Source organism: Pseudoruegeria sp. SHC-113, assembly GCF_025376885.1.
In the GTDB taxonomy this organism is placed as follows: Bacteria; Pseudomonadota; Alphaproteobacteria; order Rhodobacterales; family Rhodobacteraceae; genus Pseudoruegeria.
The window spans coordinates 2,333,243-2,347,796 of the sequence record NZ_JAHUBR010000001.1; the positions used below are offsets into that span (position 1 = coordinate 2,333,243).

11 protein-coding genes are annotated in these 14,554 nt (G+C 64.9%); 1 reads left to right on the forward strand and 10 read right to left on the reverse strand.

The window, feature by feature from the left end:
- Window positions 1–74: 74 nt before the first annotated feature.
- The 9 genes from KVX96_RS11535 to KVX96_RS11575 all read right to left on the reverse strand — a co-directional run bounded on the left by KVX96_RS11535 (window position 75) and on the right by KVX96_RS11575 (window position 12,674).
- Window positions 75–4,940 (reverse strand): translocation/assembly module TamB domain-containing protein, encoded by a 4,866-nt coding sequence (locus tag KVX96_RS11535; RefSeq protein ID WP_261194596.1) that lies wholly within the window; start codon window positions 4,938–4,940, stop codon window positions 75–77.
- Window positions 4,940–6,727 (reverse strand): autotransporter assembly complex protein TamA, encoded by a 1,788-nt coding sequence (locus KVX96_RS11540; protein ID WP_261194597.1) that lies wholly within the window; start codon window positions 6,725–6,727, stop codon window positions 4,940–4,942. The genes KVX96_RS11535 and KVX96_RS11540 overlap by 1 nt, the downstream gene beginning before the upstream one ends.
- A 200-nt stretch (window positions 6,728–6,927) precedes the next feature.
- A complete protein-coding gene (mnhG, locus tag KVX96_RS11545) occupies window positions 6,928–7,263 on the reverse strand; it encodes a monovalent cation/H(+) antiporter subunit G (RefSeq protein WP_261194598.1) in 336 nt (111 codons plus the stop codon).
- Complete coding sequence (locus KVX96_RS11550; RefSeq protein ID WP_261194599.1) at window positions 7,256–7,621, reverse strand: monovalent cation/H+ antiporter complex subunit F; 366 nt, start codon at window positions 7,619–7,621, stop codon at window positions 7,256–7,258. The genes mnhG and KVX96_RS11550 overlap by 8 nt, the downstream gene beginning before the upstream one ends.
- Window positions 7,618–8,097 carry a Na+/H+ antiporter subunit E gene (locus KVX96_RS11555; protein WP_261194601.1) on the reverse strand — a complete coding sequence of 160 codons (480 nt, stop codon included), beginning with the start codon at window positions 8,095–8,097 and terminating at the stop codon, window positions 7,618–7,620. Before KVX96_RS11555 ends, KVX96_RS11550 begins: the two co-directional genes overlap by 4 nt.
- Window positions 8,094–9,605 (reverse strand): Na+/H+ antiporter subunit D, encoded by a 1,512-nt coding sequence (locus tag KVX96_RS11560; RefSeq protein WP_261194603.1) that lies wholly within the window; start codon window positions 9,603–9,605, stop codon window positions 8,094–8,096. Before KVX96_RS11560 ends, KVX96_RS11555 begins: the two co-directional genes overlap by 4 nt.
- The gene (locus tag KVX96_RS11565; protein ID WP_261194604.1) at window positions 9,602–9,964 is read right to left on the reverse strand and encodes a Na+/H+ antiporter subunit C; all 363 of its coding nucleotides are present in this window, start codon (window positions 9,962–9,964) and stop codon (window positions 9,602–9,604) included. Before KVX96_RS11565 ends, KVX96_RS11560 begins: the two co-directional genes overlap by 4 nt.
- Before the next feature lie 2 nt (window positions 9,965–9,966).
- Complete coding sequence (locus KVX96_RS11570) at window positions 9,967–10,386, reverse strand: Na+/H+ antiporter subunit B (RefSeq protein WP_261194605.1); 420 nt, start codon at window positions 10,384–10,386, stop codon at window positions 9,967–9,969.
- Window positions 10,383–12,674 carry a putative monovalent cation/H+ antiporter subunit A gene (locus tag KVX96_RS11575; protein ID WP_261194606.1) on the reverse strand — a complete coding sequence of 764 codons (2,292 nt, stop codon included), beginning with the start codon at window positions 12,672–12,674 and terminating at the stop codon, window positions 10,383–10,385. The genes KVX96_RS11570 and KVX96_RS11575 overlap by 4 nt, the downstream gene beginning before the upstream one ends.
- Before the next feature lie 244 nt (window positions 12,675–12,918).
- Here KVX96_RS11575 and KVX96_RS11580 point away from each other — a divergent pair, with 244 nt between their 5' ends.
- Window positions 12,919–13,704 (forward strand): ion transporter, encoded by a 786-nt coding sequence (locus tag KVX96_RS11580; RefSeq protein ID WP_261194607.1) that lies wholly within the window; start codon window positions 12,919–12,921, stop codon window positions 13,702–13,704.
- Window positions 13,705–13,722: 18 nt separating this feature from the next.
- On the opposite strand, the gene KVX96_RS11585 is transcribed toward KVX96_RS11580, so the two are convergent.
- Window positions 13,723–14,484 (reverse strand): GNAT family N-acetyltransferase, encoded by a 762-nt coding sequence (locus tag KVX96_RS11585; protein ID WP_261194608.1) that lies wholly within the window; start codon window positions 14,482–14,484, stop codon window positions 13,723–13,725.
- Window positions 14,485–14,554: the final 70 nt, after the last annotated feature.

Here is a 14,554-nt window from a genome sequence, read left to right on the forward strand (position 1 = left end):
AAGAAACCGGCCCCGCGTAGGGGGCCGGCTTTGGAAACCGCTTGGCGGAGTCTCAGGTCATCGGAAAAAAGCGCCTAGTAGTCGCGCTCGAAGAAGATGCCGAGGCTTGAATCCCCGTCGCTCTCCACCGAGGCCTTCGCGGTGAAATTGTCGGTGATGTCGAGGTTCAGGTTGATCTCGGTTTCGCCTTCGGAATCCACGGCGATGTCGGTGTAGATGTTATCGGTCAGGTAGCGCCCGGCGCGCACCGTGGTGTTGCCCTCGGAATCGGTTTCCACGTTCAGATCATCGAGCCCCAGCGAGGAGCGGATGCCGGAGATCAGGCTGAAGCCCTTGCCGCCGGTCAGCTCCGAAATGGAGGAAGCCAGCTCCGCCGCCTGTAGCGCGCTGAGGTTGGAGATCGACTCGCCAAACAGGATCTGCGCCAGCACCTCGTCTTCGGGGAGTTCCGGCGTGGAGGTGAACTCGAAATCCGGGTCCACCGCAGGGCCATCGATCACGATGCGCCCTTCCCCATCGGGAATGTCGGCCACGGCGACGATGCGGATGAAGGGGGTGAAATCGCCCAGCAGGGAAATCGTCACCTCTTCGAGGTTGAGCCGCTTGCCAAGGAAATCCAGATGGCCCCGGATCAGATCGAACTCGCCTTCCGTGATCACCCGCGCCGTGGTGCCGACAACAGCGATGGAGCCGCCCAGCTCGATGTCGAGCCCCCGGCCCCGGATGTTGATCCGCTGCGGCGCGTTGAGCCGCAGATCGAGGCCATAAACGGCCCCGCCCCCGCTGCTGGCGGAAATCTCGTTCGCATCCTTGAACCCCGCCCGCTGGCGCGTCAGCCGCTGCGGCGCGGTTTCGTTCACATGGAACAGCCCCGCTGGCACGCTGCCCGCGCCCACGGCGGCCGTGGGGATCTGGATATCGGTCTTGCCGAGGTTGATCTCCCCACCGATGTTGGCCCCGCCCGCAGCCGGGCCGACGAAGCTGATCTGCCCGTTCAGGCGCGTATCGTAGAGCGCCGGGTCCGTCAGGCGCACCGCATCGAGGTTCACCTGCAGGTTGGTGTTGAAGGGCGGGTTCAGGTTCAGCGTGCCATTGGCCGTCACGCGCCCTTCCGGCGAGACATTTGTGGCCGCGTCGATCGTCAGGTTCGCGCCCGCGATGCGGATCTGGGTGTTGATGTCATCCAGCGCCACTTTCAGCGTCGGGGCCGAGAACCGTGCACCGGACACCGAAACCGTGCCCGAAACCGACGAAAGCGCCGGCGGGCCGTTCACCGCCACGTCAAGCTGCGCCGTGCCAATGATCGAGCGCGGGGTGATGAACTTGTTCGCGATAGAGAGCGGCGCGGTGCCGGTGACGTTCAGGTTCACCGTCTGGAAATCCCGCGCAACCGAGCCGTCCACGGCGGTGGCAAAACCGGCGTCGGTGTCCAGATCGAGATCGACGTTGATGCGGTTGCCCGCCAGCGTGGCCGACCCACCCAGCGTCGCGCCCCCGGCAATGTCGGGCACGAAAACGGCCACCTCGCGCAGGCTCGCCTGCAGATCGATGCGCCCGCTGTCGCCGGTCACGCTGCCGCTGGCGGAAAGATCCAGCTCGTTGCCATCCACCTCAAGGCGGCTGAGTGTAATCTCCTCGCCCTGTTTCGCGGCGGCCAGATCCAGTGTCGTCTGCCCAACGAGGAGCCTGTCCACATCGGCGATCCCGGCGCGAATGTCCTGTAACTGGCCCGTGGCGGTGAGGGTGAAATCGCGGCTTTCGACCGTCGCCTGCCCCGCCAGCGCAAGCTGCGCCGCACCGGCCAAAGTGCGCCCGGCAAAGACGCTGAACGGGGCCAAATCGGGCACAGTGGCATCGGCGTTGAAGGCCACGTCGATCCCGGCATCCATGCCCGAAACCTGCGCCTGCCCGCTGGCTTCGGCGTTCAGCACGCGGGCGTCAAAGGCAACGGTGCCGCCTTCGGGGCCCACATCGCCGCTGGCGTCCAGATCGATCTGTTCGCCATTGACGGTGAGCTTGCGGATCTCGATCTCGCGCCCGGCTTTGGTGACGTCCACCGCCAGCAGCGTATCGCCCGCCAGCAGCGCATCCACTTGCGGGATGCCAACGGCCACATCGCGGATATCGCCATTGGCCTGCACGTCGAAATCAAGGCTCTTGGCATTGGCCGTTCCGTCCAGTTTCAGATCCGCGGCCCCGGCAAGGCTCTGGCCTGCGATGGCACTGAAAGGCGCCAGATCGGTGACCTTAGCCGTCGCATCCAGCGCAATCGCCGGGCCGTTGTCCAGCTCGCTCAAGGCAGCATTGCCCGACAGCGTGGCGGTGAGCACCCGCGCGTCGAAATCAAACGCGCCGGAGTCCGCGCCCAGAGCGCCCTTCGCGTTCAGCCCAATCTGGGTGCCGTCGATTTCAAGCTTGCGGATGTCGATCGTGCGGCCCGCGCGGGAAGCATCCACGGAGAGCGCCGTCTGCCCTTCCAGCAGCGGATCGACCTGCGCGATGCCCAGTTGCAGCTGATCGGTGGTGCCATCGGCGCGGATGTCGAAATCCAGCGTGGAGAGCGCAACGCGCCCCGCCAGATCCAGCGCCGCTGCGCCCGAAAGCCCCTGACCGGCAAGCGCGCCGAAGGGGGCCAGATCGTCGACCTTGGCCTCCGCATCGATCTCCACCGTGGCGGCCGGATCAAGGCCTGACAACAGCGCGCGGCCGATCAGCGAGGCACTGGCCACGCGGGCGTCGAAATCGATCGCACCGCCGGTTTCGGTGACATTGCCGCTGGCGGTGACATCCACTTCCTTGGCGTTGATGGCGAATTTGCGCACCGCGAGCGTTTCGGCCAGACGGGCGATGTCGATGTCCAGCGCGGCGCTCTGGCCTACAAGCGCATCCACCTGCTGGATGCCGGTGGACAGGCCTGAGGCCGCCCCTTGCGCGCGGGCGTCAAAGGTGCGCGCGGCGATGTTGCCGCCGCCGTCCAGCGTGAGGCGCACGGTGCCTTCCAGCGGCAGGCCCGCAAGGGCGGCGAAATCGCCCAGATCGCCGATTTCGGCCGTCAGGTCTGTTTCAATATCCGCGCCCAGCGTCGTGCCGGAGACGCGCGCGTCGCCTTCCGCCGTGAGGCTCGCCACCCGCGCATCAAAGCGCAGGCCGCCGCCGGTTTCCTCGGTGATGCGCCCGTCGGCGTTCAGTTCCACGTCGCGTCCTTTCACGGACAGCTCGCGCAGGGTGGTGCCTTGGGAATCCCGAAGCGCGCTCAAGCTAAAGCGGCTTTCACCGCCGATGATTCCGTCCAGCGCCGGATCGCCAAGGCTCACGCCCCGCCCCGCACCGCTGGCCTTCACGTCGAAGGCACCGGTGAGGGCTGCGGCCTTGGCCTGCAGCTGCAGATCGGCGCTGCCGCCCAGATCGAGGCCCGCGATGTCGGAATAAAGCGCCAGATCGCCCAGTGTGGCACTGAAATCGGCGTCGATGTTCAGCCCCTCTGCGATATCGGCCAGCACGGCGGTGCCGGAAGCCTCCGCCCCGGCCACCTTGGCGTCAAAAGCGGTGATGTTGAGCGCGCCGCCCCGCGTCCAATCGGCGGACGCCGTGGCGGAAAGCCCATCGCTCAGAAGTGCGGTGATCTTCTCATCCGCAAGCCCCAGCTCAGAGGCCGCAAGGATCAGGTTGGCTGTCACGGAGCCGGGCGTGTCGCCCTCTTTGCGCTTCAGACTGCCTTCCCCGAGAAGGCTCGCCACACCAAGGGCCAGCCCCTCACGTTCCAGCCGCTGCAGCCAGAGCGCCGCCGTCCACTCGTCGCCCGCCTCGTGATCGAAGCTGACCGTGAGATCGAGTTTGCCCAGATCGGTTTCTGGCCCCGCCAGCGGCAGGCGCACAAGCTCCGCGCCGTCCGGCGGCGTGATCGCGCCCGTGAGCGCGATGGTGCGCGGCCAGTTGTCGGGTCCGAGCGAGAGCGCGCCGTCAAGCTGCACGGAGGCCGCCGAAAAGCTGAGCGTTTGCAGATCCAGCCCGCCTGCGCCGGGGCGCACGCCTTCCACGGAAAGGCGCAGATCGTTGCCGAGGAAATCTTGATAGGTGGGGGCAAACAGGGGCGCAACGTCGCCTTCCAGCCCGGCAATGAAGCGCAGATCGGGCGTATCGGCGCCACCGTCCTGCGTAAGCAGTTCCACCTGCCCAGAGAGGCGCTCCGCGCCATCGGTGGCCAGCAGGAGATCGGCGCGGAAATCGTCGAGCGGCCCGACGCCCTGAACCGTCAGATCGAGCGAGGGCGCGCCCGGCATGCCAGCAAGGCTCGCGATGATGCCACCGGCATCTTCTGCCACTTCCAGGTCCACCGACAACACGCGGGTGTTGTTGGAATAATTGCCGCTCAAACGGAAGGTGCCTTCCGGCCCGTCGAGCCGCTGCAGATCGGTTTCGATCAGCCCTTCCCCGTCGATCAGGATCACGCGCCCGCCCAGCGTGGCGGCCAGATCCTGCCCGGCCAGCGCCGCGCCGATCTCGATGCGCTCCAGTGCGAAGCGGTTGATCTCCACCGACACCGGCAGCTGCGGCAGGCTGAAGCCATCGGACGCGGCGGCCTTCGGCGGCTCGGTGCTGGGCGGTACGATGGGCGCGCGGGAGACGATTAGCTCCTCCGCCACCAGCTCGTTCACCGCAAGGCGGCGGCGCAACAGGGCCGTGCGCTGCCAGTCAAAGGCGGCGTTGCGCAGGATCAGCCAGGGGCCTTCCTCGTCGGAAAAGATCAGCTCTTCCATCGTCGCGCGCGAGGACAGCGCGCCCCGGAAGCCGCGCACCGTCACCTGACGCCCCGGCCCGGACAGGCTGCTTTCAATCAGCCGGCTGATCCGCCCGCCATCGCCCTCCGGCGCTGTTTCCGCATCTTGCGCAAACAGCCAGACCGGCCAGAGTAAACACAGAACAATGGCCAGTACCCGCATCAGAACGCCTGCCCTATACCGATGTAAATCTTGATGTCGCCCGTCTCGTCCTCGCCTTCGAGCGGGTAGCCCACATCGACCCGCAAAGGCCCGATGGGCGATTTGTACCGCACCCCGACACCGACGCCGGAATGATAGACGTAATCCTCGTTGATGTAGGATTCCGGCCCGATGAAGCCCACGTCGTAGAAGCCGACAAGGCCGATGCTCTCGGTCACGTAGCTGCGCGCCTCCAGCGAGAAGCCGAGGAAGGATTTGCCCCCGGTCTCAATCCCGCCGGGCAGTTCAAGCTGCAGCGACTGATAGGTGTGGCCGCGCACCGTGCCCGCACCGCCGGAGAAGAACAGGTAATCCGGTGGCGTTTCCGCCAGATCGGAGCCAACGACGGAGCCGATCTGGAAGCGCCCTGCCAGCACGAAGTTGCGATCTTCGCCAAAGCCGAGGTAGCCGCGCAGATCACCGAAAAGCTGCGCGCCGGTGGCGCTGTCGCCGCCGACCCCGATAAAGGGCTCAGCCTCGGCCTGCAGGTAGAAATCGCGCGTCGGCTCAAGCTCGCTGTCGCGCTTGTCCCATGTCACAGAGGCCGGAAGTACGAAATGGGTGAACTCGCGCTCGCCGAAATCGTCGTCATATTGCGAGTAACGGAACCCAAGGCCCAGCTCGGCCTCCAGATCGTCCGAGAAGATCCGCGTGGCCGAAACACCGGCCAACGCCTTGCGCTCGAAATAGCCCGGATCGTCGTTCTGTTCGATGGAGGCGAAAATGTTGCCGTTGGTATCAGGCCCGTAGATCGCCGGGCGCGTCAGCCGCGTGCCGAGGAAGTAATCCACCCCGCCCGTGGCCACCTCAAGCCCGCCGATATTGGCGATCTCGCCGCGGATCTCGAAGGTTTCGGCCCCGCCAAAGAGGTTGCGGTGCAGCCAGTAGGCCGTGGCCCCAAGGCCTTCCGTGGTGGAAATCTCGGCCCCGAAACCGATGCGGCGGGGCAGCTGATCATCCACCGTCAGCAGCATCGGCAGCGTGTCGTTCGGGCCGATCTCCTCAGCCTCGGTCAGGTTCGCGGTGGAAAACGTGCCGGTGCGCCGCAGCCGCTTGGTGACCTCGTTGATCTCGTCGGGCGAATAGACTTCGCCTTCCGGGTAGCCAGCGATCTGAAGCACACGTTTGTCGCGGACCTTGCCCCGGTTATCCAGCGTCAGCGCGCCGAAGGTCAGGCGCGGGCCGGGCGCGATCTCGATCTGGGTGTCGAGCGTGGCGTCGCGGTTGTCGGCGCGCACGCTTTGGTTCTTGAGTTCCGCCTTGGCGTGGCCCCGGTTGCGCCAGCCCCGGATACCGGTGTTGGCCGCCGTGGAGATCACGCCGCTGCGCGCGATCTCGCCCTTGGCAAAACCGCTCGGCAGATCGGTGCCCTTGGCCAACGGCGCCACTTCGGCGCGGGAGAATTTGAACTGCGGCCCCTGCTCCACATCGATCACGATGCGGCTGACTTGAGACGGCGGCGAGAAGGGCGGGATGTCGGCGGCTTCCCGGCCATCGACCTTGATGCTGATCACCCCGGCATAATAGCCCTCGCCGTAGAGCGCGCCGAGGATGCGCCCGTAGTCGGCGCGCGCCGAGGTCACCACGTCCTGCGAATTGGAGGTGTCGCCTGCAAGCGAGGCCACCGAAAGCGAGGCGTTGCGCAGGGTTTCGGTGAGGGATTCGTTGTTGCCCGAGGTCCGCACGACAACTTCGCTCAAGGCGAGAGCCTGGCTGACGGAAAGCCCCAGACCGGCAGCCGCGATCAAGGCCGCGTTGCGTAATCCGTTGGGATACGGAAAGAAAAGGCGCCTGTTGCCCACCACGAATGCCCCCCACTCGAAAACACTTTTCTCAAGCCCCGGTTTTTGCCCGCAAGGGCTTCCGGTTTTCAGGGTCCATATGATGCGATTTGGGGCTTTCGGGCAACCTCTATCCCCGTCCGGAAGCCGATCCGCGGCGGATCGTGTCAGTCCGGCACGTCCCAGTCTTCCGGCGTCATCTCTTTGCCCCGGCCCCGCCAGAGCGGCACGCCGGTGCGCACGGCGGCGCGGCCAATCATGTGGCTGCCGACGGGGGCGGTGAAGAGGATGAAGGCCACCACGGCCACCACGCGGAAGCTGATGGCGAGATCCCAGAAGGCCACCGCCGCACCGGCGAGGATCAAGCCGCAGGCCAGCGTCCCGGCCTTGGTGGAGGCATGCATCCGCACCAGAACATCCGGCAGGCGCAAGACGCCAAGGGCGGCGATGAAGGCGAAGAATCCGCCGGAAAGCACCAGAAGCCCGGCCAGAATATCAAGCATCGCTGCCCCCTTTCACGCTCTCATCGGCGGCCTCGACAACCTCTGCCACCTGCTCGTTCAGCCGTGCCGCCCGCCGCCGCCGCCGCACGCGGCGCTCGGCAAAGCGCGCCAGCGCCACGGTGGCCAGAAAGCCCACGAGCGCCATCACGAGGGCCACATCGAGGAAGGTCTGATCCCGCGTCGCCACGGCGAAGAGCCCGCAGAAGGCCACGATGAGGATCGTCATCATATCGAGCGCCACCACGCGATCCGGCAGGCTCGGCCCCTTGATCAGGCGGATGAAGCCCAGAACCAGCGCCAGCACGATCATCACGAAACCGGCGTTCACGGAGAAGGCAAGAAAACCAGCGCTTGTCATGTTTCGATTGCCTCCTTCACCCAGCGTTCCATCCCGTTTTTCAGCGTCTTGCGCAGCGCCTCGGGATCGTCTGAGAACATCGCGTGCACGAAGAGCGTCTTGCGGTCCTCGCTGACATCGAGGCTCAGCGTGCCCGGCGTGAGCGAGATCAGGTTGGTCACCAGCAGGATGCCGACCTCGGTCTCGATGTCCAGCGGCACCTCCACGATGCCCGGCACGGAATGCTGCGTGGGGGTCAGCACGTCCCACACCACCACAAGCGAGGAGACGATGAGTTCGTAGTGGAACATCACCAGCAGCCGCGCCCAGTAGTAGGCGCGCAGGAAGTACAGGTTTTTCCCGCCCAGAAGCGGCTGCAGAAGCCACAGGACGGCGAAGCCGATGATGAAGCCGGTGAACAGCGTCAGCAGGCTGAAACTGCCCGCCCAGGCCGCCCAGACAAGCGCCAGCATCACGTTGAACAGCAGAAGGTTCATTGCGCGGCCTCCTCACCCAGCCCCAGCACAGTCTGCACGTAATCGCTCGGATCCAGCAACTGCGCGGCGGCGGTTTTGGCGAACTCCATGAAGGGTTCGGGGTTCAGGCCGATGAGGATCGTCAGCAGCGCAAGGCCGATGATCGGCAGCAGCAGCGCCACCTGCGCGAAGCTCGACAGGCTCTTGAGCGTCGGGTTGATTTCCTCCGGGTGCGGCTCCCAGAAGGCCTGCGCCCAGATCTTCGTCATGGAGTAGATCGTCAGCAGCCCCACGAAGAGCGCGATGCCTGCAGCCCACCACATCTCCACCTCCAACGCGGCCTTGATCAGGATGAACTTGGCCCAGAAGCCCGAAAGCGGCGGGAAACCGGCGAGCGAGAAGGCCGGGATCAGGAAGAGGATCGCGAGGAAAGGCGCTGTCTTGTAGAGCCCGCCCATCTTGGACAGCTCGGTGGAGCCGGTGATCCGCCGCGCCACGCCCGAGATCAGGAAGAGGTTTCCTTTCACGATGATGTGGTGGACGAGGTAGAAGACGCTCCCGGCCAGCGCCAGCGGCGTATAAAGCGCAAGGCCAAGGATCATGTAGCCGATCTGGCTCACGATATGGAACGACAGGATCTTGCGGAAGTCGCTTTGCGCCGCCGCACCCAGAACGCCGGTGAGCATCGTGAGACAAGCCACCCACAGCAGGATCTGGTGGGTATAGGCCACATCCTCCACGAAGATCAGCGTGAAGGCGCGCACCAGCGCGTAGACGCCCACTTTGGTGAGAAGCCCCGCAAAGACGGCCGAGACGGAAAAGCTCGGCGTGTGATAGGCGGCGGGCAGCCAGAAGAAGAGCGGAAACAGCGCCGCCTTTACCCCGAAGGCGACCATGAACATCATCGCCACAACGGTGAGAAGCGACTGGTTTTCAACGCCCTGCACGGCAAGGCTCAGATCCGCCATGTTGAGCGTGCCTGTCATGCCGTAAAGGAAGCCAACGCCTGAAAGGAAGAAAATCGTGGAGACGAGGTTCATCGAGACGTAGCGGATCCCGGCGTCGATCTGGCTTTTCTTGCCGCCCAGCACCAAGAGGCCGAAGGAGGCGATGAGCATCACCTCGAACCAGACGTAGAGGTTGAACAGATCCCCCGTCAGGAAGGCCCCGCAGACCCCGGCGATCAGCACCTGAAACAGCGCGTGGTAGCCGAGATAGGTCTGGCGGCCGCTGATTTCGGCGGAGGCATAAACGGAGACCGCCAGCGCAGTGATCGCGGTGATCACCACCATGACGGCGCTCAAGTAGTCGGCCACAAGCGTGATGCCGAAGGGCGCGGGCCAGCCGCCCATCTGCGCGGCCACCACACCCTCTTGCAGGACGACGTAGAACAGCGCGAGCGAGGCCGCGAGCAGCACACCCGAGCCGATCACGCTGGCCCAGCGGCACAGGCCCGAGCGGCGCAGGAAGAAGGCGAAGATCGCCGTCAGGAAAGGGATCAGGATGGGCAGCGACAGCAGCCAGCTCATTTCAGGGGCTCCTGCGGTTCGGCGGCGTCCATCTCATCGGAATAGAGCGTGCCGAGGGTGGTATAGGCGCGGTAGACGAGCACCAGCGCGAAGGCAAACAGGCCAAAGCCGATCACGATGGCGGTGAGCACCAGCGCCTGCGGCAGCGCGTTGGCGACGCCTACTGCGGGCGCATAGGCGCCCTCCTTGATCAGCGGCGGCTCGCCGGGTGTCAGGCGCCCGGCGGTGAAGATCACGAGGTTGGCGGCGTTGCTGATCAGGATCAGCCCGAAGATGAAGCGCAGCACATTGCGCGCAAGCATCAGGTAGACAGCCGTAGCCACCAGCACACCGACGGTTATGGCAAGCAGGAATTCCACCCTCAGATCTCCTCTTCCATGGCGAAGACAAGGGTCAGGATCGCTCCGAACACCACCAGATACACGCCGATGTCAAAGACAAGAACGGTGCTCAAGGGGATGCCCTTGCTCTCATCCGTCGCGCCGATGAACAGCCATTGCCCGGTGAAAGGCGCATCGCCGAAGATGGCGGAGGCGAAGGCCGAGATAAGCGCCGCCGCGAGCCCCGCCATGGCGATGCTCTGGGGCTCCACCATCAGCGTGGCGCGGGCCTCCTTGGTGCCGCAGGCCACGGCGTAAAGGATGAAGCCCGTCGCCCCGATCAGCCCGCCGATAAAGCCGCCGCCGGGCTCATTGTGGCCGCGAAACAGCATGTAGATCGAGAAAACGAGCAGGATCGCGGCCAGATAGCGCGCCGCGACGCGCAGGATCAGCGAGTTCATTGCAGCTCCTCCTCTTCCTCATCGCGGTCGCGGCTGTTGTCGGTGGTGCGCAGCAGAGCATAGGCCGAGAGCGCCGCCACCACGATCACCGCGATCTCGCCGAAAGTGTCGATTGCGCGGAAGTCCACGAGGATCACATTGACGATGTTGCGTCCGAAGGCCTCCGGTGCAGCTGTTTTCTCAAAGTATTCGGTGAGGCGCAGATCCAGGTGGCCCTGCAGCACGCCGATCAGCACGAAGGAGACAACCACCCCCATCAGCACCGCCAGCACCATGTCTTTCGGGCGGTGATCGTTTTTGCCGCGTTCATCAAGGAAGGGCAGGCTCAGCATGGCCACGGCCACCAGCACCACGACGAGGGTCTCGACCAGCAGCTGGGTGATGGCCACATCCGGCGCGCCGAACGAGATGAAGATCAGCGCCACGCCGATCCCCTGCACCCCAAGCGCGGCCACGGCGAGCATGCGCGAGCGGGAGGTGGCCGTCACCAGAGCGGCAACGATGATCAGCACCAGTTCGGGCCAGTGGCGCGGGCTGTTGGCCTCGTCGATGGCGACGCCAAGGTTCACCGCGCCTTTGAGGATCATGGTGCCGCCGACGGCGATGACGAAAGTCGCAAAGATGGTGAAGAGGTAGCGCTGCAGGTTGCCCGATTGCAGGATGCGCGTCTGCCATTTGGCCGCCTTGTAGAGGCCATTGAGGATGTTGTCCCAGCCGTTGTCAAAGCTCGGTGTGGCCGCATCGGCGCGCTCCAGCAGGCGGCGCACGGGGGTGTAGGCCAGCAGCAGGATGAAGCCGATGGCGAAGGTGGCGAGGCTGAGCATAAGCTCGGTGTTGACGCCCGCCCAGAGATGCAGGTGCTTGGCCTTGCTGGCGTCTCCCAGAATGGCGGCCACGGTGGGGGTGGTGAAATTCACCTCCGCCCAGAGCGGCATCAGGCCGAAGGCGAGCCCCAGCAGGGCCAGCACGATGGGGCCTGCGAGCATCGCCCAGCTTGCCTCATGGGGCTTGAGCGGCGTCTCGCCCTTCTTGCCCCAGAAGGGCCGCAGCGCCACGACGCCCGCCACCGCGAACATCAAGGCATTGGCGGCCAGCGCCATGAAGGTGACGAAGGTGGCGGCATCGCCCGCCGTGATCGTGTTGGCGTAGATCAGCTCCTTGCCGATATAGCCGATGAAGGGCGGAAGGCCCGCCATAGACAGCCCCGCAAGCGCGGCGGCGAAAGCGGTGAAGGGCATGGCGCGTGCGAGCCCGCCCAGAAGGTCCGCATCGCGCGTGCCGGTGCCGTGATCCACGCAGCCCACAATGAGGAACAGCGCGGCCTTGTAGAGCGAATGCACCACGAGGAAGGTCGCGAAGGCGGTGATGGCGTAGCCCGAGGACGGCGCAAGCAGCATGGTGAGCGTGCCAAGCGCCATCAGCGTGGAATAGGCCAGCGCTTGTTTCAGATCGTCCTGCCGCAGCGACAGGAAAGAGGTGAACACCGCCGTGACCGCGCCAAAGATCGTCAGCGTCCAGAACCAGACATCGGTGCCCGAGAGCACCGGATGAAGCCGCGCCATCAGGTATACGCCAGCCTTCACCATGGTGGCGGAGTGCAGGAAGGCCGAAACCGGCGTCGGCGCGGCCATGGCGTTGGGCAGCCAGAAGTGAAACGGCACCTGCGCGGATTTGGTGAAGGTGCCCGCAAGGATCAGGATCAGGATCGGCAGGTAGAGCGCATCGCCCTTGATCGCCTCAGCCTGCGGCACAAGCTGGCTGATCTCGAAACTGCCGCCGACCGCGCCCAGCAGGATCAGCCCCGCGAGCATCGCAAGTCCCCCTGCCCCCGTCAGCAGCAGCGCCTGCAGCGCGGAGCGGCGGGATTTGGGGCTTTCGTTGTCAAACCCGATCAACAGGTAAGAGGTGAGCGTCGTCAGCTCCCAGAACACGAAGAGACCGATCAGGTTGTCCGAAAGCACAAGCCCGAGCATCGAGAGCATGAAGCTGAAGAGATAAAGCGCAAAGCGGCCGTATTGCGGGTGCCCCGCCAGATAGCTGTTGGAATAGAGCAGAACGAAGGTGCCAATGCCCGAGATCAGCAGCGCGAAGGTCAGGCTCAGCCCGTCGACGAGGAAAGACAGCTCCACCCCGAGGCTTGGCGCCCAGGCGAAAGCGGTGCGCAGTGTCTCTCCGGCTGCGATTTGCGGCAGGAACCGCAGGAAAAATGCGAAAATACCGGCCGACAGCACCACAGGCAGCCAGCCGACAAACCCGTTGCCCTTCGCTTCATCGTGACCCGCGGCCATGCCATCCCCGTTTGCGCTGCCCCGATTGCAGCCGGGGGTGGTGAGCTTTTCTGCCGGAAACGGTTTTCCGACGCTTTTCCTTTAGATAGGGAAAACCACGGCAAAGGCCAAAGGGAAATCGTCAAAAAATACCCCCAATCGGCGGGGCTCTGCCGCCTTTGGCCTGCACAATCAGCAAAAGCCCCTTGCGAAATGGCGGCCAAACACCGAGTTAGACGCGCAACGCCCCTCGCCGGAGATCCCCATGCGCGCCCGCCTTGCCCGCCTGATCCAAAACCCGTGGTTTGACCGCGTCATCATGGCCCTGATCGTTATCAACGCGATCTGCCTCGCCATGGAGACCTACCCGGCGGTGATGGCCCGCTTCGGCGGCCTGCTTTACGCGCTCGACAAGGCCATCCTCGGCATTTTCGTGCTGGAGATCGCCGCCCGGCTGATCGTCGATTTCCGCGGCTTCTGGCGCGATCCCTGGCGGATCTTCGATTTCTGCATCGTCGCCATCGCCCTGATCCCGGCCACCGGCAGCCTTTCGGCGCTGCGGGCCTTCCGCATCCTGCGGGTGTTGCGGCTTGTCTCCTCCGTTCCGGCGATGCGGCGCGTGGTGGGCGGCCTGCTCTCCGCCCTGCCCGGCATGGGCAGTATCGTGCTGCTGCTGGGGCTGGTTTTCTTCGTGTTTTCCGTGATTTCCACGAAGCTCTTCGCGCAGGCTTTCCCGGATTGGTTCGGCACGCTTTCGGCCTCGGCCTATACGCTGTTTCAAATCATGACGCTGGAAAGCTGGTCCATGGGCATCGTGCGCCCGGTGATGGAGGTCTTCCCCTACGCGTGGATGCTATTTGTACCCTTCATCATCATGACGGCCTTCACCGTGCTCAACCTTTTCATCGGTGTGATCGTGGACGCGATGCAGAGCGAGCATGAGGCCACGGCGCGGGCCGAACGCGATGCGATGATGACGGAGAACGAACTGATTCTTTCTGAAATCAGGGCCTTGCGCGCCGAAGTTCAGGAGATGCGCGCCGGGAAATAGGCCCCGGCGGAACCCACTCTAACCCACCACGGCCCGCAGCAGCCGCTTGCGCGCAGGCGGGATCGCGGCCACGTCGAGGCCGGTGAACACATGCAGCGTGTTCAGATCCCGGTCCACCACCGCGTGATCCGACACCCAGCCCCCCATCAACAGGTAGCTGCGCAACAAAGGCGGCATGCCCTGCTGTGCCCGCCGCGCGTCCGGCTCGCGGCGCAGCCGCTGGGCAAAGCGGAAGACATTGGGCGCTTTCACCTTGGGCAGAAAGCGTTTGGGGCCAAGGTGGCGCTCTTTCAGCAGGGCGAAGGCATCGCGGTAGGCCTCGGTCTCGGTGCCCTTGAAGGAAGAGCAGCCAAAGAGCATCCGCACCCCGTTGTCGTCCACAAAGCGGGTCAGTGCGGCCCAGGCGATGCGGGGAATGTCCGGATCATGGCAAGCGGGGTCCACGCAGAAACGCCCCATCTCGACCATCGGCGCATCGAAGGAGGAAAGCCCTGACAATTCATAGTATTGCGCGGCGTAGCTGCGGTTGATTTCGCCACCGTCGGCCAGTGTCAGCAGCCGGAAACAGCACACCAGCCGCCCGCTTGCGGCCTCCTCTACGAGCACATGGGTACAGGCCTCATCGAAGTCGTCAGCCTCGATCCCGTCGGCCCGCACGCCCCCGGCCTGCGCGCCGCTGGCCTGGATGAAGGCCTTGTAGCGCAGCGCCTGTGCGGCGCGCACATCGGCTTCGCTCTCTGCAAACCGCACCACGTAACGGCCTCTGGAGATACCCGACATCGTGATCCCTCGCTGCCTTGGCGCACGCGCGCCCACGGCCTAAGTATGTTGCCATCGCCTCTATCACACA

Bases quoted from the DNA above. Each gene is read 5' to 3' on its own strand.
- mnhG (WP_261194598.1), bottom strand. From the start codon at position 7,263: ATGCTTGATATTCTGGCCGGGCTTCTGGTGCTTTCCGGCGGATTCTTC.
- KVX96_RS11585 (WP_261194608.1), bottom strand. From the start codon at position 14,484: ATGTCGGGTATCTCCAGAGGCCGTTACGTGGTGCGGTTTGCAGAGAGC.
- KVX96_RS11555 (WP_261194601.1), bottom strand. From the start codon at position 8,097: ATGAACCTTCTGCTGTTCAACGTGATGCTGGCGCTTGTCTGGGCGGCC.
- KVX96_RS11550 (WP_261194599.1), bottom strand. From the start codon at position 7,621: ATGACAAGCGCTGGTTTTCTTGCCTTCTCCGTGAACGCCGGTTTCGTG.
- KVX96_RS11570 (WP_261194605.1), bottom strand. From the start codon at position 10,386: ATGAACTCGCTGATCCTGCGCGTCGCGGCGCGCTATCTGGCCGCGATC.
- KVX96_RS11535 (WP_261194596.1), bottom strand. From the start codon at position 4,940: ATGCGGGTACTGGCCATTGTTCTGTGTTTACTCTGGCCGGTCTGGCTG.
- KVX96_RS11580 (WP_261194607.1), top strand. From the start codon at position 12,919: ATGCGCGCCCGCCTTGCCCGCCTGATCCAAAACCCGTGGTTTGACCGC.
- KVX96_RS11560 (WP_261194603.1), bottom strand. From the start codon at position 9,605: ATGAGCTGGCTGCTGTCGCTGCCCATCCTGATCCCTTTCCTGACGGCG.
- KVX96_RS11575 (WP_261194606.1), bottom strand. From the start codon at position 12,674: ATGGCCGCGGGTCACGATGAAGCGAAGGGCAACGGGTTTGTCGGCTGG.